Raw genomic sequence first — 20709 nt, 5'->3', positions numbered from 1 at the left:
GCACCCGGAGACACCATGAATCGTCGAGAACTGATGAGCGCCCTGGCCGGAGGCTGCCTCTATGGCGCCCTGCCCGCACATGCCGCGAGCCCCTACCCGCAACACCAGGTGCGCGTGGTCGTGCCGTTCACGGCAGGTGGCGGCACCGATGTGGTGGCGCGCGCCATCACCACCAGCATGTCCGGCTCGATGGGCCAGACCTTCTATGTCGAGAACAAGCCGGGCGCCAGCACACTGATCGGCTCGGAGTACGTAGCCAAGTCGGCGCCCGATGGCTACACGCTGCTGGTGGCCAGCGTCCCGCACGCCACCAATCCGTCGATGATGAAAAGCCTGCCTTTCGACACGGTCAAGGCGTTCGCGCCCGTCAGCCTTGCCACGCAGTCACCCTTCATCATGGTGGCCGCGGCAAGTTCGTCGGTGCAATCGATGAGCGACGCGCTCGCCCTGGCCAAGGCGCAGCCGCTGTCGTTCGCGTCCACGGGCAGTGGAACGGCCGACCATCTCTCGATGGAACTGCTGGCGCTGCAGTCGGGCGTCAAGATGACTCACGTGCCCTATAAGGGCACCGGGCCAGCCCTCGCCGATGTGATGGGCGGCCACGTCGACCTGATGTTCGCCAACGTCGTGGCGGCGGCGCCGCTGGTGAAATCAGGCAAGCTGCGCGCGCTGGCCGTGTCAACGGCGCGCCGCTCGACCTCGCTGCCAGACGTGCGTACTGTGGCCGAACTCAGCGGAAAGCCCTTCGACGTGAGCGCATGGACTGGCGTGCTTGCGCCCGGCGGCACTGACTCGGCCCTGGTCGAGCGGCTGAGTGCCGAGGTGCGCAAGGCACTTCAGACGCCGCTCACGCGCGAGGCGCTGGTGACCAATGGCGCGGAACCCGTGGGCAGCACACCTGCCGAGTTCCAGGCCTTCATCTCGCGTGAGATGCAGACCTGGAGCGGCATCATCGCCAAGGCGGGCATCACGCCGAGCTGAGCGGGGACGCGGCCAAGCCATGCCCTACGCAATCGTCTCGCACGACAAGCCCGGTGCGCATGCGCTGCGCGCGTCGCTCAAGCCGGCGCACCTCGACTACCTCGTCGCGCGGCAGCATCTACTGCTGGCCGGCGGCGCCATCCTTGACGACCAGGGCCGGGCTATCGGCGCGCTGGTGGTGGTCGACACGGATGACGCACGCGAAGCGAAGGCCTTCATCGCGGAAGACCCGTTCACCACGGGCGGGCTGTTCGAGTCGTCGCAGGTAATGCCTTGGCGACAGGCATTTTTTGATCGCCGGCGCACCCGTTGAAGGGGTTCGCGCGCGAACGCGGGCAAGCAGGGCGCCCTGCGATACGTTGCCATCCACCGGATTCGAGCACGGTCCTGTAATTCCAAGGAGTGGAATTGGAGGGCTGCGCCGCGGGAGTATGGGGGCTAAGCTTTGAACGCAGCTCCAACCCAAGTCAAGAGAAAGAGACATCCATGCGTGCATCCACTCGCCTTTCCATCGACCGACGCGGCTTCCATCAGCTCGCCGCGTCGGCCACCCTCATGGCGTTGGGCTTGGCAAGCCCCCTCGCACACGCAGCCTTCCCTGACAAGCCGCTGCGCATCGTCGTGCCCTTTGCCCCCGGCGGACCCACCGACCTGATGGCGCGCGCGATCGGCAAGAGCATGACGGCGAGCCTTGGCCAGCCGGTCATCGTGGACAACAAGCCCGGCGGTGGTGGCGTGATCGGCATGAGCGAGGTGGCGCGCGGTCCGGCCGACGGCTACACGATGGTGTTCCCCTCGATCCTTGCGGTTACCAATCCCGCGCTGATGGCCAACTACCCTTTCGACACGCTGCGCGATTTCGCGCCGCTCACCGTGGTGGGCTTTATCCCGCATGCAGTGGTGGTGCGGCCGGACTTTCCTGCGAAGACGCTGCAGGAGTTGGTGGCGATGGGCAAGGCCAAGCCCGAAAGCCTGTCCTATGGCTCCTCGGGCAACGGCACCTCGGCGCACCTGGGCGCCATGATGTTCGTGCAGCGCGCCGGCATTCAAGCCGTCCACGTCCCCTACCGCGGCGCCGGTCCGGCGGTGCAGGACCTGCTGGGCGGCCAGATCCAGTTCATGTTCCTCGACATGAGCTCGGCGCTGGGGCAGATCAAGGCCGGCAAGCTGCGCGCACTCGCCGTGGCACCGAAGACGCGCTTCGCGGGCCTTCCAGAGGTGCCGACCGTGGCCGAGCAGGGCTACCCGGGCTTCGATGTGCATGGCTGGTATGGCTTGCTGCTGCGCGCGGGCACGCCAGCGCCCGCGATGCAGCGGCTGTACGCGGAGGTGAAGCGCGCGCTCGAGACGCAGGAGGTGCGCGAGGTCTTCAGGGCGCAGGGCATCGAACCGGGCGGCATGCCGCCGGCCGAGTTCACGGCACTGGTGCGCGACGACCTGGCGCTCTGGAAGCGCACCGTCGAGCAATTGCACATCCCCATGCAGTGAGAAACCAGCCGATGCGCATCGCCATCCCCGACGACTACCAGGACTGCGTGCGAACGCTGGACTGCTTCGCCCGGCTCGCAGGTCACGAAGTCCGCATCTTCAACGACACGGTGAAAGGCACCGACGCGCTCGCCGCGCGCTTCGCCAATGCCGAGGCGATCGTGCTGACGCGCGAGCGCACGCGCATCGATGCGGCACTGCTCGATCGCCTGCCGAAGCTGCGCCTCATTAGCCAGACCGGCAAGCTCGCGGGGCACGTGGACCTAGAGGCCTGCACCGCGCGCGGCGTGGTGGTGGCCGAGGGCCGCGGCGCAGGCTCGTCGACGGCGGAACTCACTTGGGCACTGACGCTGGCAAGCCGCCGTCATCTTGTGCAGGAAGCCAACCGTCTGCAGCAAGGCAAGTGGCAAGGCCACCTGGGCCAACAGCTCGGCGGGCAGCGCTTGGGCGTGTGGAGCTACGGCCGCATCGGTCGCCAAGTGGCCGCCTACGGGCGCGTGTTCGGCATGCAAGTCTGGGTCTGGGGTCGAGAGGCCTCGACGCAGGCTGCGCGCGCCGATGGCTTCGAGGTCGCTCCCACGCGCGAAGCCTTCTTCGCCGATAGTGACGTGATCAGCCTGCACGTGCGGCTCAGCGAGCACACCACCGGCATCGTGCGCGGAACGGATCTCGATCGCATGAAGCCCACCGCCCTGCTGGTGAACACCAGCCGCGCCGAGCTGGTCGAGGCCGGTGCGCTCGAACGTGCGCTGCGACACGGCCGGCCGGGCTTCGCGGCCGTGGACGTGTTCGAGGAAGAGCCTCCGCAGGGCGCCGCGCATCCCCTGCTGGCCTTGCCCAATGCGCTGTGCACGCCCCATATCGGCTATGTCGAGCGCGACAACTACGAGCGCTACTTCGGCATTGCGTTCGACAACATCAACCGCTTTGCGGAAGGCACGCTGACCGACGCCGTCAACCCACAGGCCCTGGCAACCATCACCCGCTGAAATTGCTCCAGTTCTGCGGGCGCCGCGCAATCCGCGATCTGGCTGTTGGAACTTCCGAACAGCAAGTCACCTTCCCAATGGCCAGGCACTGCTCGATCTTCTGCCGTGGCCGGGCGCTCGCTGATCGAGACCGCGTCAACGATTCTTCCGTGGGTGTCGGTCTTCTGCGGTGTGGTGGCGCGAGCGACGCATGCCTCGCGTGCGCCTGAGATGCTGCAGCAGTTCCTTCTTCAAGGCCCCGCGGGCTTGAATGAACAGGCTGCGGTAGATGGTCTCGTGTGACACGTGGCAGTTCTCGTCGCAAGGGTAAGTGCGTTTGAGCCACCCCGCAATCTGCTCCGGAGACCATTGCAGGCGAAGTTTGTCCGTGACGATGCCCGCCAAGCCGGGTTCGACCACATCTGGGACTACTTGGCCATTCAGTGCCAGAGTGATCTGGTCAATAGGGCAAGGTCAATGATGCCAGCGAAGCCATGAACACCTTTTCTCGCCCGTGGACACTGGGCCTCTCAGCCGCGAGTCACTACAGCGGCAGCACCGATGCGAATGACCAATCCGGCACACGGATGCGCGCGAGGGGGTCACGCTGGACGGTGCGTGTGCGTGCCGTCTCTCGCGCTCATTCCGGTTTGACATGACCTCGTTCGGGAATGTCGCTGGTCTTCGTCGGTCGACCGCCTTGTCGGCGGCATCGGACCACACTGAAAACAACGGCGGCACGGCGGTGATCGGGAAGAAGCCGACGAAACTGCCGATGATGCCGCCACCGACCTGCGTCACCTCGGTGCGCGTCGGCGACGACGTCCAAACCGCCGCCGACTAAGCCCTCTGACCTAGCGTGAAGCGAATCCTCCGCGCCAGATCCTCGCGGGAGTACGGCTTGCTCAACAACTCCACCCCGGCATCGAGGCGACCACCATGGACGATCGCATTTTGTGTGTAGCCCGACGTGAATAGCACCGCGATGTTCGGCAGGTAGCCGCGAGCCATTCGGGCCAAGTCCAGGCTGCGCAAGGGGCCGGGCATGACGACATCAGTAAACAGCAGGTCGATCTTGATGCCGCTCCTGATGATGGCCAGCGCGCTCTCGGCATCACTCGCTGCAAGCACCTGGTAGCCAAGCTCTTGGAGCGTGTCCATAACCGTTCCACGCACTTGATCATCGTCCTCCGCAACGAGGATGGTCTCGGTCCCACCTACGGCTGGGGTTGATCCTGTCGGCGTGATCGACTGTTCCAAGTCCTTGGATCGTGGCAGGTACAGCTTGACCGTGGTTCCATGACCGAGCTCGCTGTAGATTTTGACGTGCCCCCCGGACTGCTTGACGAATCCATAGACCATGGACAAGCCCAACCCCGTGCCTTTTCCCTCGGGTTTGGTCGTATAGAACGGCTCGAAAGCTTGTGCGATTACCTCTGGGGACATTCCGCTGCCGGTGTCAGAAACTGCGAGCATGACGTATTCGCCCGGATTCACCTCCGCATGGACGAGTGCGTAGGCCTCGTCCAGCAGAGCATTCCCAATTTCAATCGTCAGCTTGCCGACTCCCTCCATGGCATCGCGTGCGTTGATGGCCAGATTGAGCACGGCGTTCTCGACCTGGGCGAGATCAGCGCACGTGTTCCAGAGACCCTCGGCTACAAGCGTCTGCACCTCGACAGTTTCGCCCAAGGCCCGCTGGAGCATGTCGTCCAAAGTGAATAGGAATCTCCCAAGATTCACCACCTTAGGCTCAAGGGCCTGGCGCCTGCCATACGCGAGGAGGTGCCCGGCAAGTCGCGCTCCCCCACGAACAGCCTCGAGCGCGTTCTGGACCCGCCGCTCCGCGCGCTCGTTACCGACCACCTCTCGGGCAAGCAACTGCAAGTTGCCAGCGATGACCTGTAGCAGATTGTTGAAGTCATGCGCCACGCCGCCCGTGAGCTTGCCGATGGTCTCCATCTTTTGTGCTTGTAGCAGGGCTCGCTCCGTCCGTTTCAGCGTTTCCGCAGCAGCCTGACGCTCAGTGACGTCCCGCGTGATCTTGGCGTACCCGACGAAGTTGCCATGGGAGTCGTGGATCGGGTCGATGACCACATGCGCAAGGAAGCGGGACCCATCCTTTCGTACGCGCCATCCTCCTTCCTGTTCAAAACGGCCCTCAACCAGAGCCGTCGCAAGAGCTCGCTTGGGCAACTCAGACTCTTGATCTTCAGGCGTATAGAACTTGGAAAAATGAGTCCCGATGACTTCAGCTCGGGTGTACCCTTTGATTCTTTCCGCGCCCGCGTTCCAAGTGGTGATCAGCCCCGAGGGATCGAGCATGTAGATCGCATAGTCGGTGACGCCCTCGACCAATAGGCGGAACTCCTGCTCTCGCTTGCGAAGTGCCTCTTCGGCGGCCTTTCGCTCGCCGACGTCGCGGGTTATCTTGGCGAAACCGAGCAAGCGCCGGTCGGGCGTATAGATCGGATCGATGACCACGTTTGCCCAGAATCGGGAGCCATCCTTTCGAACCCTCCAACCCTCGGCCTGGAACGTACCTTCAGCTTCTGCGGTTTTCAGCGCGCGGTCTGGAACTCCGGCCTCTCGGTCCTCAGGCAAATAAAAGCGCGAAAAATGCTGACCTATGATTTCTTCAGCGGCGTATCCCTTGAATCGAGCCGCACCTGTATTCCAGCTGACGACATTTCCGTTCGCATCCAGCATGTAGATGGCGTAATCATGGATCGCAGAGACGAGCAGTTCGAACCTCTGTAGTTCCATCATCCTGCGATCATCTGGAAGCTGGTTGTTCATGTCGTTGCACTGATGTGGAAACCCCGCATTTTGCTGGTTCGTGACGCTCAGGGTGTCCAACCCAAACGGCCCAACAAACGAAAACGATTTTGGCCCAAGCAGCGCTCGAATTCGACACCTCTCTAGCGTCGCTGGAGCGGCGTCTGCCTTTCGACATCGTCGACGCATGGTGCACTGCACAAAGGACAATATCCAGAACTCCTGGTCGGGACTAGGTTCGAGCCTTTGGGACGCCAGAGCAAGTGCGCGGCAACACGCTCGCCTACTTTGCTGGGGATCAGGCTGGACCTTGAGCGAACCCACTGTATTCATCGTCGACGACGCTTGTCGCGATTTGGTTCGCGAGTTGGTCGCGTCCGTTGGACTCGCGGCAGGGGTCTTCAGCTCTGCGGCTGCATTTCTGGTCGTCTTTGAACATGGGTGCTTGCTTGGTGCTCGACCTATTCATGCCGCGCTAAAGGGCTCGCACTCCAGGAGCGCCTTCGATAGCTGCGCGTCAACCTGCCCATAGTTTTTATCAAAGTCATTGCTTTCAGTGTGGAGGCCGTCGGACCGGGATGTCGAAGTGCAGCACCTCTTCTCGCACACCAAGCTTTTCGTAGAGGCGTATGGCCGGAGTGTCGGGCGGATCGGCCTGCACAAAGACCACCCAAGCACCGCGCTCAGCGCCGATCTCCTGGAGGCGGCGGATGAGCCCGGTTGCAACCCCCTGGCGACGATGCGCTGCCATGACGGCAAGGTCGTAGATGTAGATCTCCGCACGCTCCTGCTCGAACTTCTGCAGGACATAAGCGGCAAGTCCCCCGATGACCTGTTCGCCCACGCGGGCGACAAGCCCAATAAAGCTATCGCCGCCTAGAAGGCGCTGAAGATAGGCGGCACTGGGACGACGGGCGGCGTAGATTTCAGGATCTTCAAAGGCCTCCGCGAATACGTCGAGCATGCCCGACATCCAGGCACCGTCGGCCGCGGTCAATTGATGGAACGTGTGCATTGTTCTTTCTGGCATCTGCGTCACAGAACGAAAGTGGATCTTGCCAATGACTACAGCGAGCCACGGAGGGCCTAGGCCCGCTTCTGGCCGAATTTTGCCCGGGATGCCGAGCATCGAAGGCGCGCGACTCAGCGGGCCGTGGGCTTCCACTGACGCGCCCAATCGCTCAGAGGCGTCAGCGCTGCACTCAACTTTCGCCCCTCTTCGGTGAGTCCGTAGCCGCCTTCGTCGTGCTCAACCAAACCAAGCGCTCGTAGCTCTGCGAGCCTCGTGTTCAACAGGCTGGAGTTTGTGTCGCAGGCCTCCTGAAGCGCGCGAAACGTCAGCTGCTCCTTGCGGAGCTCCCAAAGAATCCGAAGCGTGGACCTTCGACCCAGTAGGTCCAGAGCCACCATGATGGGGCGGCCGGTCCGTGAACCGCGCACAGGGGCGCCAACCTTTAGAACAGCCATGCTTTACTTTTCAAAGCAACGTGGATAGAGTTCAATGCTTTAGAAAATGTAGCAGATGCTCGAGGTCAATCCATGACTGTTCGTATCGCTCCCGCGGAGCCACCTTTCCCCGCCGGTATCCAATCTTCGCTTGACGGCTTCATGCGTGGAAAGTCGCCCCTAGTGCTCTTTACCACGCTCGCGAGGGACCCTCGCCTTTTCCAGAAGTTCTTCGCGGGCGGGCTGCTTGACCGTGGAAACCTAACATTGCGGCAGCGCGAACTCGTTATCGCGCGCACCACGGCGCTGTGTAGGTCGGAATACGAATGGGGCGTCCACATCGCACTGTTCGCATCGCGCGCCGGAGTCGATGAAGCGCAGATCCTTTCGCTCGCCTCCGGACAACCGCGAGATACCTGCTGGCAGGATGAGGACAGGCTGCTGTTAGAGCTTTGCGACATGCTTCACGCCAACTGCACTGTCGACGACGCTCTATGGCAGTCGCTGAAGACAGCGTTCAGCGACGAGGGCATTCTCGAGTTGCTCATGCTGGCAGGCTTCTATCGCACCGTCAGCTATCTGACAAACGCTCTGCGCTTGCCGGCCGAGCCAGGCTCGGCAACCTTTCCCTCGACTTACGGCGGCTAAGCCCCCTTCGTGCCCTGTCGCTTGAAACAAGTGGGAGGTCGCCAGCCAAGCCTTCGAAGTTCGTCGCGAGTGGCGGACGACGGCAATCATGACAAGGAGAACCGAATGATCAAAGTCACTGTGATGTACCCGTACGCCGAAGGCGCGCGCTTCGACCACGCCTACTACCGCGACCGGCACATGCCGATGGTGAAGGCCAGGCTGGGCAGTGCCTGCGCCTACTACACCGTCGAAAAAGGCCTGGCCGGCCGAGCACCAGGTTCACCGCCCGCCTTCGTGGCGACGTGCGCGTTCATCTGTAATTCGGCCGAAGGCTACCTTGCCGCAAGCCAGGAGAACGGCGCCGAGATCAGGGGCGATATCGCCAACTACACCGACATCGTGCCGGTGATCCAGATAAGCGAGGTCGTCGTCGAGCGGTCGGATCGTTGAACGGACCAGGTCGATCAAGGCCAGCTGGACTGATTTTCAATCTGGCTCCGAGGCTTGTCGCAATATGGGCGCCTAGCTTGAGTTAGACCTGCCGCTTGAAGCAGTAGTGTCGCGCGCGTTCATTGCCGACCTCGTCGTCGTCAATTCGAAGAGGTTGGGCCGTGTCGGGTGCGCGCGGTTCCTTGTCGATGAACGGAAGCAGTAACTGTCATTGATTCCTCGATCGAATCCAAGGCAACCCAGCCTTCGCAACCAGCGTTCGTGATCTCGGCTGCGTAACATGGGCGCAACGTGCCAACGCTTGGCGCCGGGTTTTGCTCGGTCGCTTTGAACTCGGCCAAGCGAATCACGTCGTGGCCACCATCGGCATCATGTGAGCAAGAACATGCGAGCCTCAATCGCCGGGCTGAGGCGCTGGGGCTCGCCCTCCCCGCCCCCGCAAGCTACGCGGCCCTATCGCTTCTCTGCTTCGCTTCGGAACGCCTTCAGCGCGTCGTTGGACACTGCCAGGCAGCGCCTGCGGCGGCGAAAGACACCCACTTCGGATCGGCCGTGCGCTCTTCTTGCTTGAAGAATCCGCCCTCCTTGGCAGCTCACAAGAACTTTCACGACGGTTTAACGGGCGCAATCGTTGCAGCGGTTCTAGCTGCTGCAACTCGCTCTCTCGCTAGGCGCCTTCGGCGTTCGACTTCGAAACACGCGCACTGCTCAACGGGTTTTTGTCGCCCCGCAGCGCCTGCGCGCGCCAAGCGGCGGCGAGTTGTTTCCGGCGCTCCCCGTCGAGACTGGCGATCTCGCGCGACGTGGGCAGACTGGCCATTCGGAAAATGATACCGATTAAAACCTGGACAGTTGAGCTGCCGCTTGTCAGTACGCTGTCTGGGCAGAGACTTCGGCATCCGCGCTAGGAAAGTCTTTCGTTTGGCGCCAGGTTAAAAGTGCCACGCCTGTTCTATTCGCCCGGTTCGAGCCCCTGAGTTCACCATCTAGTCAGATTTGCGGCATTGGGACCTGATGCCCCTTGGGCCGTCTGTACGAGGCACCGGACTCGTCAGTCCAAAGGATTCAAGTCGCCGAATCGGGGATTCTTTGATGTTCGTGGTTGCTTTAGTGTTTGGGGATCGCCATTCACGCGATCGAGCCCTGTGGGGAACGCCACTCTGCGGCGATTTCGCTTCGTGAAAAAATGAGGTGAAATGTTGGCCGACTCGCACGGGAATGATGTCGCACGACACGATTAGAAGCTTGTCACGCGACAGCATTTCCTGCCCGCCAACGCTTACGTGACAAGGTCTTACGCACTAATCCTGTCGCACTCGCAGCCCGCATCGGCCAAGTTTTCCTATGCTTTCCGCGATTCGCGCCAAGTTTTCCTGCATGAACCGAGAACAGTCCCAGAAGTGGCAGTTCCGGCCCAAGCGGCCTGGCATTCTGGGCAAAAAAAATGCACCCGTGGCTTACGCCGAGGGCGCTAGCAGTCGACAAAGTCAGGTGCCAACGAGGCTACGCCTTGCAGGCGCAGATCGAGGCGGGTTTCGACTGATTACGACAGGTTATTCAGACGCCGCCACATCTGCTCGTCGCGTTCTCCGTCCAAGTCACCCGCTGTATTCGCCGGCACTGAGAGACCAGGTTCCTTCTCCGCGCTTGGCCTGAGTAGATCGATCAGGTGGCGACTGCGCTCCAAGTCCAGGTCCAACCATTGATGGACGCGCCGCGCCTGGTACTCAAGGCGGCATGCAAGAACTTCTGGCCCTAGGTATTCATCAAGTTCACCCACATCCACCTCTCCCCGCTCCTTATCTTTGAGCATCGCGCCCCAGTTGTCATACCCGTAGATGAAGGCCACCAGAGCTTGGGCACGCATCAAGCACAGTCCGTCCACCAGTTTTTTAAGGCGCCAGGCGGCATGCTTCGCCCGATCGCCTGTCGGGACAAACCTCCAAGCTCTGTCGCCATGCGCACCTTCTCGGCGCTGTGCCTTTTCTTCTTTTGAGAGCTCTCTGACCGCGATCTTCTCGATGTCAAGCATGGTGCCCTCCACTGGTCGCAATGTTGTCGACGGTCTGTTTGGGACCAAAGAGAGCCCGCCGATGTTGGCCGATGATGGTTTGCGCCGGAATAACTCCGAATATGGGATGTCGTTCGAAACCGCACCTCAAGATTCGGCAGATCCGCAACTCCAGCGCTAGTCGCGCGCGCAGCGCCTCGGGGCTAAGCGGGCCGATCCTGCGGCGGCTCTTGGCGAGGATCTCGTCCCACGACTGCCCATCGAGGTGTTCCAGCAACGCCCCCTTGCTAGGCAATACCAGCGAGACGGCGTGGAGCGGACAGAGGGTCACGAACGAGAATCGGAATTCCGATCGGTAATGCATGACCCGCTTCTCCAGGACGCACTTTCGGCACAAGGCGAATCTGGGCCACCGCCCGTCCCCCATTACTACGCCGGGCGGTCGAGCCTGTGCAACGTGACTGGTGCACCAGGAAAACGCATTGGCGACTTCTTGTTGGGGCGTCGCCAGCAGACGTGAAGACGAGGGCAGATCCCAGGGCCAATTGAAGTCGGGATCTGCGAAGCAGCCGAGTCTGAGAAACGCGTGCATGCCCGACCAGTTGCGGGCATGAAACATCGCGATCCTTTGCAGCCATGAGCTGGCCGCCTCGCACGGCTCACGACGAGGTACCAGAAAAAGGCTCCCAGGATGGGGGAACGACCGGCGAATCATGGTTGCACCCAATGAAGGTCAAGATGGGGGGACATTCAGCCCTCCGACTTCAGCAGGACGATGCCAATCGCGTGCCGAACATGCGCGACGTCGATGATCGGAGACTTGGTCAAGGCGGCGACCAGGACGGACTCGCGCACAATCTTGGACAGCAGCCGAGTCGTCGCGTCCTCGCGTGTCGAAAGCAAATCCAGGACGGCCTCAATCGCTTTGGGCGTGAACTCTGTTCCGGGCGTGCCCTTGATGAGCTTCGAAGCGAAGGCTTGGGCTTCCTTGCGTTGGAAGTCGAACTTCAGTCTGATCTCCCCCGGCATGCGAGACGCGAGTTGAGCGTCCGCGTCCTTCAGCTTCTGGGCGGACTCAGTGCCGATGAGCACCAAGCAAACATTTGCCACATCAAAGAGTCGCTTGAAGAGGTCCAAAATCTCCCGAAGAATGGTCGGTCGGTTCCCCTCGCAGATGTGCTGCACTTCATCGATCAGGATCACGCGCACGCCCAGGGAGCGCAGCGCCCCGAAGAGAATGGGTACGAGTTCATCAAACCTGGTCGAGGGAGCGAAAGGGTACTGGAGAATCGTTAGGAGTCCACGTACTATTGAATACATGGTCGGATGCGGCAGTAGGGAGAGGTACAGCGTCGGGCGAACGGACTTCGACAGGAGCTCTGCACAGTCCAAACGCCGCCTCACCTCCATTGCGGCCGTTGTCTTGCCAGATCCGGGTGACCCGAACAGCCAAACACCCTCGGTGGGGATACCGAAGGCCGCGCTTATTGCGGAGGTCTCCACGCGTTTGAAGAACAAGGTGAGCGCTGGGGTCTCGCACAGACCGCCCGAGAGCCTGCGAACCTGCATTGCCGCCAGACTCCAATCTGCTTCCGAAAACTTACCCCTCGATGCTGGATTCCATAGTGCAACGTTATTCATGATCGACTCCGTTTAGAACAGCAATGCCTCAAGTACGCCCTGCGCTCCGGGAGTTGCCTCGATTGCCAAAGCGGGCCTCGCGCCGTCGAAGTTGGCACTCGACTTCTGCATGCGCTCAGCCTTCAGCGCCACGGTCGAGGCCTTCTTACCCATCCGGGCCGCGTCCAACTCGGTAGCGATGGCACGCTGAAACCGGATGAGGGTTTCGAGCTTGATGACTTCCCTGCGGGCGTTCAGGCCGCGAACCAAAAGCTGGTGCTCAGGCAGGGAGAGCCCGTGGGCATAGCCTGCCCATGTGCAGTACGCCTTGACGAGGGCGTTGCTGCAAGGATCCAGGACTGATACCTCGCCCAAGTTGGCAGGGTTCACGTAGACGGTCACGCTCGCGCGGTGACCAATGCGCCGCATCATGTCCCTGAGCTCTTCGCTGACGAAATGCAGGTTCTCCCAACGAATCCCCTCCTGATTCACGACCCGTTCAACGGGCATTGCTGTGATCAGGTCGATCTCCTTTGGATCGCATGGGATCGGAGGCGGGTAGTCGGCCAACCACGCTCCCATCTCCTCCGCAGGCGTCGCTCGATGTCCAGGGCGCGGAATTCCATTTATGACCTCCATACAGAAACGAACCAAAATGCGAATCAACGCACTCAGGGGAACGACTGCCTTGACTTTCGCCTTGTACGAGCGGAAGAACTCCACATCGTCAAAGATCCGACCCTGCATCTCCTTCACCACGTATTCGAGGACGAGGCCGTGAAAGCGCTCGATGAAAGGCTTGAGCCATGGACTTCTCCGTGGCAAGAACTGCACAGCCGAACCCATGGCGGTGGCAGCGCGCACAAAGGCCTGAGAGTTCAGATTCGACCCTCTGTCTGTGGCTATCGTCGCGAACGGCCCTGTGTAGTGCCAGCAAGTTGCAGGCAGGCTCGCATGGTTCAGCAGCCCTGTCTTGTCGGCCAAAAGGTTTCGCAGCGTCGCCAGGCTCGTGAAAGTTGAGACCTCCCCGCACCACAAGAAAAGCGAAGCCAGGTAGCCCGTACCGCGGTCACGCAGTGCGGTCATGCGCGGCATACCGAGAGCGTGCGAATAATCGTCACTGACGACCATGATCGGCAGGTAGCAGTCGTCCATCTCGCCGATTTCCATCGGATCGACATTCGAGTAGACCCCTCGAACCATACGGTGCTTGCTTCGCGCTGCATCGAAGCCCTCACGACGTTCGGTTCGATGGAAGCTATCGATTCGCGAAACGCGCCGCTGGAAGGTGCGCATCGATGCAGGAGGCTCCTCCCATTTCCCTTGCTCGGCTTCAGCGTCTTGCCGCAAACGCCGGTAGTGGCGGTACGCAGACGCCGCAGACGGTTGCTCAAGCTTCAGATAGTGCTGATCGATCGCGGCCTCGACCAGCTTCTCGTCACGCTGACTCAAAGTCTTCGAGCCATAAGGCGCCCCTCTGCGCTCGGGGGTGCACGCGTAGAACAAGTCGCGACACGAACGCAGTCGGCGCACGACCTTCTTCAGCGCCATGAGGGTGACGTGCTGAAGGCCTCCCGCACTACATGCGTCAGCTATCAGAGCCTGAACGCGTTCTGCGTCCCTGCGCAGGCTCAGCTTCGACGCTTCAAAGGTCTTGAAAGCATGCAGCAGGCTGGCCTGGACCCGACTCTCATGGTCGGTCAGCCCGACCAACATGCTTTTGAAGCTTCGCTTCCCCGACTCAATCGGAACGATCTGGGCGGCGCTCGCCGTCGTGGCCATCGGCAAGATCTCTTTGTCATCGACCAGTTGCTTGAAGTGCTCGGGAGTCCACTTGTGAATCTCACCCGTAGCAACGTCGTCGTATTGAACCAGGCCCACGGGGGCCGAGTGGAAGATGAGCCGCTGACCTTTCCAGACGATCATGGCTCCCTGGACATGCTGATGAAACATGATTCCTCTCCTTTAACAAGTGGAAGTCGGGCGTGCAAGGCGTTGAGCGCTTGCGCGGTCATTTCCGAGAAGCGTCCTGGCCGAGGGGCCAGCACAAGGGCTTGATGGCCGGCGAGCAGCAGGCGTAGCGCGTGGCAGGAGAGGCACCGAATCCGACCGTCGGTAAGTCGTCGCAATCGGAGTAGCGGCCCAACGGCCAGGGCGACGTGGTAGATGCCGTCGTCCAGGGCAACGATCACGCCCACCATGTGGTCACCAGGTCGTCAAGCCGCATAGGTGGGCGTTCAGCACTGGGAATCCAAACGCGGGACCTCTTGGTCAGCGCTGTTTTGCGCAGGTCGGTGACCAACTCTTGGTGGACCAGGGCTGCGTAGATGTGCTTGCGTTGCGTCGCGTCGACGAGATCAAAAAGCTGCCCCAGCTCCGCGGTCGTCCGTCCAATGCGAGCAAATGCCTCCTTCGCGACGTCTCCGGAATCCACGCACCAATAGCGCAGCAATTTAGCTATGTTGCGCGCGAAAGTTGACCACGGATCCCATTCCACTAGGCAGAAACGCGAACGCTCAGTCATGCCCAAATCCGCGCCGATTTCTTCGTACCTCCGCCGCAAACGGCTATCCATGAATTTGCCGGCGGGCTTGATTTCAACGAGAACCGGCAGACCACTGTTCATCAGTGCTTTGGCGTCCGCTGTATAGCTGTGCCGCTCTCCAGTCGAATCAACCCATGTAATAGGTTTCGGGTTCGAAATCAGCGTATGCACGTCCGCAGCCATTCGAATCACCTCCAAGGACCGTCTTTCAGTGACGCTTTGGAAGCTGCCAGTCTCATTGCCGATCAATCGCAAGACACCGGTGGTCATCCAGGACGACTTGCGAGCCTCTTTCAATGCTTCTTTCATGATTTGCCTCAAAAAATTAGAGCTAGAGTCGATACAAGGCTTCCCCTGCTTGGAGCGACCGGGCGCCAGCACATGTTCAGGACTTACCCGCCTTTATGGCAAAGCAACTCCGTGCGCTTAGGGGGCGCAGGCCATTCCATCGGGTGGAAATTTACGCAAACCGCTTGGTTCACCTAAACAGGTAAAGGCGCGTCGAGGTCAGCTTTGCCGCCTGGCTTTTCGCCCGCGGCCCGAGTGCGCGTCCTTCGGGCTGTCTTGAGACGCCGCTTAGCGATGCCTTAATTCAACGGCTGAGAGAAGTGCGCCGTCGCGTTGCGCCGAATCGCCATGCTTCGTTTTTTGCGGGCCACGATGCACCCGCCAGCCATTGATCCAAATTCTTTCCAGAGCGATTGCGCCACTTCCAAAGCGCGAGCGGAATCAGCTTTCGCTCCTGCGCCGAAAAATCAGAATTTGGCTGCGAAAACCGTCCCTGCTCCGCTTCAACTACTTTAATAATTGAAGCGATCTCCAATGCCGTGTAGATTTTCTTCAACAAAAGACGAGAATTAGCGCAAAGCTGGTCTTCGTTCGCTTTGACTCGCGCCAGTGGAAGAAGCAAAACTACGCCTCGTGGGCCTGATTTCACGGGAATCAATACCTGCTCGTCGACATAATGTCGAGAGTCAACCGTGGTGGCTAATCTTTTAATTCGAAAATCGTTGCGGGGGTGGGACTGTGAAGCGACGGGCCGTAAATGTCGCATCGCGCGCAGCAGTTGAATCGTCGCTTGCTTTGGCGACGATGATTCAAGCGGATCTGACATGGCTGATCTCCTGAACAAATGGACAAAAAACGTCCCTTGACGCCATTGAGCCTTTGGGAGATACTGTCTCTAGGGTGAGCAACCTGAGACTTTCTCCAAAGGACGTCGGGCGCGCCGGTTTTTCGAAAGAAGGATCGGCGTTTGCTTTTGGTGCTTTCTGAGTGGCTGATACCTCCATGGCTGAGGGTTAAAGCATGAAGCGTGCGTCCGGTTGCATTGCAAACGCGCGACGCGCAAATGAGCGATAAAGCCTATTCCTGGATTTCAGGACACGCAAACTCAATTACATGTGCTTTCAATATTATTCCCGGGCACTAGTCGGGAAGATTTGGGCGCAACGACTCGAGAAATGCGGACCATAGGACGGCATCCGCTTGTTCAGCGGCTGGTCCAATTCCAAACGCCTTCTGAAAGCGGCGCCGAGGTATCGGTGGAACGTCATTCAACTGCACGTAAGCCCCAGATTGGGTGCTTCTGCGGATAGGAACGCGCGTGAGGGGAGGAGGCATCAAAGGGATGAGCCGCCGCCATCCCAAAGCGTTTCTTAGAGCGCGATAAATGGCGGCCGCTATGGTAAGGGGGTGGTTTGTTGGAATGCGATGCCCCGCCGCAATACAAACTGGCGACAGCAGATGGATCGACATTCCATCCCTACATCGCGCGAGATGAAGAACGTCAGTTGCCAGGAGGAGATTTTGCTTCGGGCGAAGATTCAACGTGAGCACCATCCCCTCAGCAAAAGGGTCCGCAAGGAATGCTCTGGGCGGTGCGGCGCAAATTAGTCGAACGAACAAGGTCAGTGTCGGCTCAATCGAACGCGGATAGTGCAGCAGTTGAGAAATCGTCCCCGCAGACGTCAGGTCCACAAGAAGTTCACGACCAACCAACCCTGATCCAGTAGATCGAATTTCACCGTCAAACAAGAGCTCCGCTTCCAGACCTCGCGCCGTCGAACCTGTAATCTGGACGAATGTGCTCATATCGACACTCCTTCAAGAGGAGCGCGATCTTGAACTTCGCAGGGTGAGTCGTCTCTCGGTATACGTCCGCTCGATCTACTCCACCAAGCGATATCTTCCCGCCTCTTGAGATAAATCGCTTTACGCCACGGATTTTAAATTCGATATGACTCATCTTTAAACCGGATCAGTCTCAATCGCTGTCGAAGTTAAAATGCAACGCTCTGCCGGCAATCCATGTCAATTTAAATCGAAGAGGGCAAGCTAACTTAAAGCCATCTCTCATCTAAACAATTTAAACAGATTGACCTTTCCTAAATACGTTAGACACCTCTTGACCGTCTCTTCGACGAAGTCAATTTAAGTTCATCCATGCTTGAGAAGTTGGCCTACCGTGGGCCACTGGAAGGCATTCGTCGACAACGTACCGTTCGTCGTCGGCGAGGTTTTGCGGCCCCGCATACGCACGGCAGCGCTTGGAGCACTGAACGGGCGATGGCGTTGTTCCTGCGCCTGCTCCTCGAAGCCGGCGCGGATTTTCTCCGGCAGGAGTTCAGGAAGCATCGCTGGTCAATCAGTTAATCGGTCCACAACTTCCGAAACCGCTCGCGTGCGGGATCCTCTTTGCTCGACATAAGGGGCCAACGTTGCCGCAACGCAGTCGTTTGCGGTCCCTCGCGAGGTAAGAAGAAGGCCAGCCGAAGGCTGGCCTGTGAATCGGTGTCGATGGCGTGAACAACTAGCGCCTCTGCGCTCGAGCCCTCTCTGCGCGCAGCGCAGTGAAAAGTTCTGCCATCAGAACCTGATGGTCCCGTGGCGCCTGGAATAGCGACGTGACTAGTCCCGCTCCGTAGGCACTCTTCTCAAGTTGTCCGATGGTGTCAGACACTATCTTCTCTCCCCCAAACTGGATGACCTCGAAATCGACTTGGTCAATGACTCCGCTGGCCAATAGCACGCGGCCAAGGGGCCAGTTGACGTACGCCGCAATGCTCCTATGAGTGTGGCGTCCGCATTTTGACAGTAGATGTGGTGCTGCGCGAAGCCGATACCAGTGAGATGGATGTACGCCAAGCGCGAATGCAACGTCCCCCGCAGCATGGTGCCTCCGAATGGCTTCATTCTCCAAAGCCTCGACAAGTAGGACAGCTCCATGTTTTGCTCGTCCTTTATCGAGTTGCATGTCTGGTCCGCGCGCAGCGCTCTGTCCTTTTCCAGCAATTGACCTTTTTCTTTGCATGTGGTGACCCGTAGAACGCAGAGATACCCTCTGCATCGGGTCTAGCGAACGCTGATCGAACCACCCGCAAGAACAACCGCAGGCCCACCGCAAGGCGTGCACCGCAGCGTTTGGAGTTCATCGCACCCAGCCTTCAAAGCTCGTTGCTCATGCGCCCGCGCCACCGATTTCACGCGAGAAGCGCGCTCAATGGCTGGAGGGGAGCCACTGCCCGCTAGAAAGAGGTTGCATAGATTTGGTGAAAGCGTTGACCTTGGGTCCCAATTTTTCTTCATTGGGTCAGCATAGGCCACAGCTATCATGACTTGGCATCGCACTACTCCTCTCCGTGATGCGCGGCAGGAGTGACCTCGGTGCGCGAGAGGATTGGTGGACGTCGGAAAGAGCTGGAAACAGTTTCGATACGGGGCGGCGCACCGAGCAATTTTCTCTGCGAGCGTTTTGCGCAAAGTTCTTTCGGTTAAAGCAGAGCGCAATGAGGTCTTGGCGCAAAGGCAGGTGTGCGTTGGCCCAACATTTCCGTTCCCACACGACTTTAAGCGAGGACGGATGCAGTGTCTATTGCAGCTGCACTTTAAGTTCCGCAACGTCGTTCTCTCTCGCTAATGACATGACCGAAGCAGCGTGCTGCAGCTTCGGCACTTCTCTGCCCTGAAAGAATGACTTGTTCGCAGGCGCTTTCTTTTCCGGAACCAGGAAGCCTCGACTGGAGGGAGCTTCCGCATCAGCCGAGGTTGACCCTGCTCCCATCGCGCGAGCCGCCAGCTCAAACGAGCGAGGATAAACAGCATCCGCTAGACGGCGGATGCACAAGCATCCAACCACCAGTACCCGTCCGTTCCTCAAGTGGGCCGGCGGCAAGCAGCGATTGCTCAAGTCTCTCCTTCCCCTTCTTCCGGCGGGCGCGCGTCTCATCGAGCCGTTCGTCGGTGCGGGCTCTGTCTTTCTGGCGTCCGACYACCCTGCGTACATCCTCAATGACGCCAATGCCGACCTCGTCGCGGTTTGGACGGCGCTGAAGCGGAGCCCCTGCGACTATGTGCGGGACGCTGCCGCGTACTTTTGCGAGRCCAACCACAACCAGAGTAGCTATCTGRCTTTGCGCGAAACGTTCAACGCTTCGTCGGACCCGCATTTCCGCGCAACCTTGCTGCCGTATCTGAACCGTTTTGGATTCAACGGGTTGTACCGAGTGAACCGGGCCGGCGCATTCAACGTCCCCTACGGCAAGCCAGCCCARCTACCTGTTTTCCCGATGGATGCCGCGCTGCAGGCCGCCAACCGTTTGCAGCGCGCGGYGGTCCAAGCGGGGGATTTTCAAGCTGCAATCGACCTCGCTGTGGCGGGGGACATCGTCTACTGCGACCCGCCCTATCACCGGTCAGCCCGCGGTGCCTCGTTTGCGGCGTATACGAGCGACGGATTCGRTGACGCGGATCACCTCCGCCTTGTCGACAGCGCCAGGGCCGCGGCGGCTCGAGGTGCGCGCGTCTTCATCTCGAACCACGACACCCCCGTCACCCGGGCTCTCTACAAGGACTTCAGAATTCACGAACTGCGTGTCAACAGGAGCATCGCATCGACGAARGCCGGGCGGGGCACCTGCGGTGAGCTCCTCGCGGTACTCGAACGAAGCTGAGCGCGCCGTTCGGGCACACCCGGGCTTTCARGTGATGTTTCTCCTTCGGGGCACTSGTTGCTCGCATGCCATGCATCAGGTAGCGTGCTTTCACTGCGTTTTTTYGAKCGGCGCGCATCTATGCTGGGGTGCATGCCGATAGCGCGTGGCAAGCCTCCAGACCTCGCATCTGCGAAATKGCGTGCCTTGAGAAGTTTGAGACCRTGTCTCGGGGRACTCTGTACGGATGCCACTTTGCGGTGGCGCCGCTGGGCCCAGGAGCGCCCGTACTGAAGACAGAAGACAGTATGGGGTCGATGATCACGACAGCCAGTGCCCAAGACACAACGGAAAGGTGCGGGCCGGTTGTGTACCTTGACTTTGACGGTGTACTGCACAACGAAGAAGTGCTGTGGAGCCCAAAGCGAGGACCCTACCTSAAGACGCCGGCGAGCTACCGGCTTTTCCAGCATGTCGGATTGCTTGAATCGCTGCTGATGCCTTATCCCGACGTTCGCATCRTCCTGAGTACCTCCTGGGTCTTGCGATATGGCTGTTTGCGAACCGCGCGCAGGCTTCCCATTGGATTGCGGGAGCGGGTTGTGGGCGCAACATTTCACAGCGCCATGGATTCGATCGACTTYCAGTCTCTGCCCCGCGGGTTGCAGGTTTGGGCGGACGTGCTTCGGCGCCAACCTCGGGACTGGCTCGCTCTGGATGACGACTACATGAATTGGCCAGCGTGGTGCAGAGACCAGTACGTCCGCACCGATCCTCTCGAAGGAATCAGTCACCCGAGCGTGCTGGGCGCCGTCCGGGAAGGACTGCGTCGGATCGCGGGGCCGGGCATACCTTAGGCCA

20 protein-coding genes and 1 pseudogene are annotated in these 20709 nt (G+C 60.1%); 9 read left to right on the top strand and 12 right to left on the bottom strand.

The window, feature by feature from the left end; translation table 11 throughout:
• Positions 1–15 precede the first annotated feature (15 nt).
• The 4 genes from AC1DSF_RS24245 (at position 16) to AC1DSF_RS24230 (ending at position 3458) form a co-directional block, all read left to right on the top strand.
• Positions 16–981 (top strand): Bug family tripartite tricarboxylate transporter substrate binding protein, encoded by a 966-nt coding sequence (locus tag AC1DSF_RS24245; RefSeq protein WP_478143675.1) that lies wholly within the window; start codon positions 16–18, stop codon positions 979–981.
• Between the two features lie 19 nt (positions 982–1000).
• Positions 1001–1294, top strand: coding sequence for a YciI family protein (locus tag AC1DSF_RS24240; protein ID WP_478124343.1), 294 nt, complete (start codon positions 1001–1003; stop codon positions 1292–1294).
• A 173-nt stretch (positions 1295–1467) separates the two neighbouring features.
• Entirely contained in the window at positions 1468–2469 is a 1002-nt protein-coding gene (locus AC1DSF_RS24235; protein WP_478124344.1) for a Bug family tripartite tricarboxylate transporter substrate binding protein, read from the top strand.
• Positions 2470–2480: 11 nt separating this feature from the next.
• A complete protein-coding gene (locus AC1DSF_RS24230; RefSeq protein ID WP_478183570.1) occupies positions 2481–3458 on the top strand; it encodes a D-2-hydroxyacid dehydrogenase family protein in 978 nt (325 codons plus the stop codon).
• 32 nt (positions 3459–3490) lie between these two features.
• Here the strand turns inward: AC1DSF_RS24230 and AC1DSF_RS24225 are convergent.
• Positions 3491–3842 (bottom strand): annotated as a pseudogene (locus tag AC1DSF_RS24225) (IS30 family transposase); the annotation flags it as partial.
• Positions 3843–4092: 250 nt separating this feature from the next.
• Here AC1DSF_RS24225 and AC1DSF_RS24220 point away from each other — a divergent pair.
• The gene (locus tag AC1DSF_RS24220) at positions 4093–4281 is read left to right on the top strand and encodes a hypothetical protein (RefSeq protein WP_478124346.1); all 189 of its coding nucleotides are present in this window, start codon (positions 4093–4095) and stop codon (positions 4279–4281) included.
• Here the strand turns inward: AC1DSF_RS24220 and AC1DSF_RS24215 are convergent.
• The 3 genes from AC1DSF_RS24215 to AC1DSF_RS24205 all read right to left on the bottom strand — a co-directional run bounded on the left by AC1DSF_RS24215 (position 4278) and on the right by AC1DSF_RS24205 (position 7682).
• On the bottom strand, positions 4278–6236 hold the full coding sequence (locus tag AC1DSF_RS24215) for a hybrid sensor histidine kinase/response regulator (protein WP_478124347.1): 1959 nt from the start codon (positions 6234–6236) through the stop codon (positions 4278–4280). The two genes, AC1DSF_RS24220 and AC1DSF_RS24215, sit on opposite strands and share 4 nt — an antisense overlap.
• Before the next feature lie 532 nt (positions 6237–6768).
• Positions 6769–7230: an AAC(3)-I family aminoglycoside N-acetyltransferase gene (locus AC1DSF_RS24210; RefSeq protein ID WP_478183569.1), complete on the bottom strand. Its 462-nt coding sequence runs from the start codon at positions 7228–7230 to the stop codon at positions 6769–6771.
• A gap of 128 nt (positions 7231–7358) precedes the next feature.
• Positions 7359–7682 carry a winged helix-turn-helix transcriptional regulator gene (locus AC1DSF_RS24205; RefSeq protein ID WP_478183568.1) on the bottom strand — a complete coding sequence of 108 codons (324 nt, stop codon included), beginning with the start codon at positions 7680–7682 and terminating at the stop codon, positions 7359–7361.
• Between the two features lie 72 nt (positions 7683–7754).
• Here AC1DSF_RS24205 and AC1DSF_RS24200 point away from each other — a divergent pair, with 72 nt between their 5' ends.
• A complete protein-coding gene (locus AC1DSF_RS24200) occupies positions 7755–8309 on the top strand; it encodes a carboxymuconolactone decarboxylase family protein (RefSeq protein WP_478183567.1) in 555 nt (184 codons plus the stop codon).
• A gap of 105 nt (positions 8310–8414) precedes the next feature.
• Positions 8415–8741: an EthD family reductase gene (locus AC1DSF_RS24195; protein ID WP_478124351.1), complete on the top strand. Its 327-nt coding sequence runs from the start codon at positions 8415–8417 to the stop codon at positions 8739–8741.
• A gap of 667 nt (positions 8742–9408) precedes the next feature.
• On the opposite strand, the gene AC1DSF_RS24190 is transcribed toward AC1DSF_RS24195, so the two are convergent.
• From AC1DSF_RS24190 to AC1DSF_RS24155, 8 genes are all read right to left on the bottom strand, one after another.
• The gene (locus tag AC1DSF_RS24190) at positions 9409–9561 is read right to left on the bottom strand and encodes a hypothetical protein (protein ID WP_478124352.1); all 153 of its coding nucleotides are present in this window, start codon (positions 9559–9561) and stop codon (positions 9409–9411) included.
• Positions 9562–10284: 723 nt separating this feature from the next.
• Positions 10285–10773 (bottom strand): hypothetical protein, encoded by a 489-nt coding sequence (locus AC1DSF_RS24185; RefSeq protein ID WP_478183566.1) that lies wholly within the window; start codon positions 10771–10773, stop codon positions 10285–10287.
• Entirely contained in the window at positions 10766–11116 is a 351-nt protein-coding gene (locus AC1DSF_RS24180; RefSeq protein WP_478183565.1) for a hypothetical protein, read from the bottom strand. Before AC1DSF_RS24180 ends, AC1DSF_RS24185 begins: the two co-directional genes overlap by 8 nt.
• 386 nt (positions 11117–11502) lie before the next feature.
• Complete coding sequence (locus AC1DSF_RS24175) at positions 11503–12393, bottom strand: TniB family NTP-binding protein (protein ID WP_478183564.1); 891 nt, start codon at positions 12391–12393, stop codon at positions 11503–11505.
• A 12-nt stretch (positions 12394–12405) separates the two neighbouring features.
• Positions 12406–14325: a Mu transposase C-terminal domain-containing protein gene (locus tag AC1DSF_RS24170; RefSeq protein ID WP_478183563.1), complete on the bottom strand. Its 1920-nt coding sequence runs from the start codon at positions 14323–14325 to the stop codon at positions 12406–12408.
• A 235-nt stretch (positions 14326–14560) separates the two neighbouring features.
• Positions 14561–15226: a hypothetical protein gene (locus AC1DSF_RS24165; protein ID WP_478183562.1), complete on the bottom strand. Its 666-nt coding sequence runs from the start codon at positions 15224–15226 to the stop codon at positions 14561–14563.
• A gap of 283 nt (positions 15227–15509) precedes the next feature.
• Positions 15510–16031, bottom strand: coding sequence for a hypothetical protein (locus AC1DSF_RS24160; protein ID WP_478183561.1), 522 nt, complete (start codon positions 16029–16031; stop codon positions 15510–15512).
• Positions 16032–16345: 314 nt separating this feature from the next.
• On the bottom strand, positions 16346–17011 hold the full coding sequence (locus AC1DSF_RS24155; RefSeq protein WP_478183560.1) for a hypothetical protein: 666 nt from the start codon (positions 17009–17011) through the stop codon (positions 16346–16348).
• 2024 nt (positions 17012–19035) lie between these two features.
• On the opposite strand from AC1DSF_RS24155, the gene AC1DSF_RS24150 reads away from it, so the two are divergent.
• Both AC1DSF_RS24150 and AC1DSF_RS24145 read left to right on the top strand, forming a co-directional pair.
• Entirely contained in the window at positions 19036–19869 is an 834-nt protein-coding gene (locus AC1DSF_RS24150) for a DNA adenine methylase (protein WP_478183559.1), read from the top strand.
• A 287-nt stretch (positions 19870–20156) separates the two neighbouring features.
• On the top strand, positions 20157–20705 hold the full coding sequence (locus AC1DSF_RS24145) for an HAD domain-containing protein (RefSeq protein ID WP_478183558.1): 549 nt from the start codon (positions 20157–20159) through the stop codon (positions 20703–20705).
• The last annotated feature ends 4 nt before the right edge of the window (positions 20706–20709 follow it).

Source organism: Variovorax sp. 01N429 (assembly GCF_056399425.1).
The sequence above is the reverse complement of the archived record's forward strand: the minus strand, read 5'-3'. Positions and strand labels throughout refer to the sequence as shown.

Excerpts from the sequence above, each read along its gene's own strand:
- AC1DSF_RS24245 (WP_478143675.1), top strand. The coding sequence starts at position 16 with ATGAATCGTCGAGAACTGATGAGCGCCCTGGCCGGAGGCTGCCTCTAT.
- AC1DSF_RS24240 (WP_478124343.1), top strand. The coding sequence starts at position 1,001 with ATGCCCTACGCAATCGTCTCGCACGACAAGCCCGGTGCGCATGCGCTG.
- AC1DSF_RS24235 (WP_478124344.1), top strand. The coding sequence starts at position 1,468 with ATGCGTGCATCCACTCGCCTTTCCATCGACCGACGCGGCTTCCATCAG.
- AC1DSF_RS24230 (WP_478183570.1), top strand. The coding sequence starts at position 2,481 with ATGCGCATCGCCATCCCCGACGACTACCAGGACTGCGTGCGAACGCTG.
- AC1DSF_RS24220 (WP_478124346.1), top strand. The coding sequence starts at position 4,093 with ATGACCTCGTTCGGGAATGTCGCTGGTCTTCGTCGGTCGACCGCCTTG.
- AC1DSF_RS24215 (WP_478124347.1), bottom strand. The coding sequence starts at position 6,236 with ATGAACAACCAGCTTCCAGATGATCGCAGGATGATGGAACTACAGAGG.
- AC1DSF_RS24210 (WP_478183569.1), bottom strand. The coding sequence starts at position 7,230 with ATGCACACGTTCCATCAATTGACCGCGGCCGACGGTGCCTGGATGTCG.
- AC1DSF_RS24205 (WP_478183568.1), bottom strand. The coding sequence starts at position 7,682 with ATGGCTGTTCTAAAGGTTGGCGCCCCTGTGCGCGGTTCACGGACCGGC.
- AC1DSF_RS24200 (WP_478183567.1), top strand. The coding sequence starts at position 7,755 with ATGACTGTTCGTATCGCTCCCGCGGAGCCACCTTTCCCCGCCGGTATC.
- AC1DSF_RS24195 (WP_478124351.1), top strand. The coding sequence starts at position 8,415 with ATGATCAAAGTCACTGTGATGTACCCGTACGCCGAAGGCGCGCGCTTC.
- AC1DSF_RS24190 (WP_478124352.1), bottom strand. The coding sequence starts at position 9,561 with ATGGCCAGTCTGCCCACGTCGCGCGAGATCGCCAGTCTCGACGGGGAG.
- AC1DSF_RS24185 (WP_478183566.1), bottom strand. The coding sequence starts at position 10,773 with ATGCTTGACATCGAGAAGATCGCGGTCAGAGAGCTCTCAAAAGAAGAA.
- AC1DSF_RS24180 (WP_478183565.1), bottom strand. The coding sequence starts at position 11,116 with ATGCATTACCGATCGGAATTCCGATTCTCGTTCGTGACCCTCTGTCCG.
- AC1DSF_RS24175 (WP_478183564.1), bottom strand. The coding sequence starts at position 12,393 with ATGAATAACGTTGCACTATGGAATCCAGCATCGAGGGGTAAGTTTTCG.
- AC1DSF_RS24170 (WP_478183563.1), bottom strand. The coding sequence starts at position 14,325 with ATGTTTCATCAGCATGTCCAGGGAGCCATGATCGTCTGGAAAGGTCAG.
- AC1DSF_RS24165 (WP_478183562.1), bottom strand. The coding sequence starts at position 15,226 with ATGAAAGAAGCATTGAAAGAGGCTCGCAAGTCGTCCTGGATGACCACC.
- AC1DSF_RS24160 (WP_478183561.1), bottom strand. The coding sequence starts at position 16,031 with ATGTCAGATCCGCTTGAATCATCGTCGCCAAAGCAAGCGACGATTCAA.
- AC1DSF_RS24155 (WP_478183560.1), bottom strand. The coding sequence starts at position 17,011 with ATGAGCACATTCGTCCAGATTACAGGTTCGACGGCGCGAGGTCTGGAA.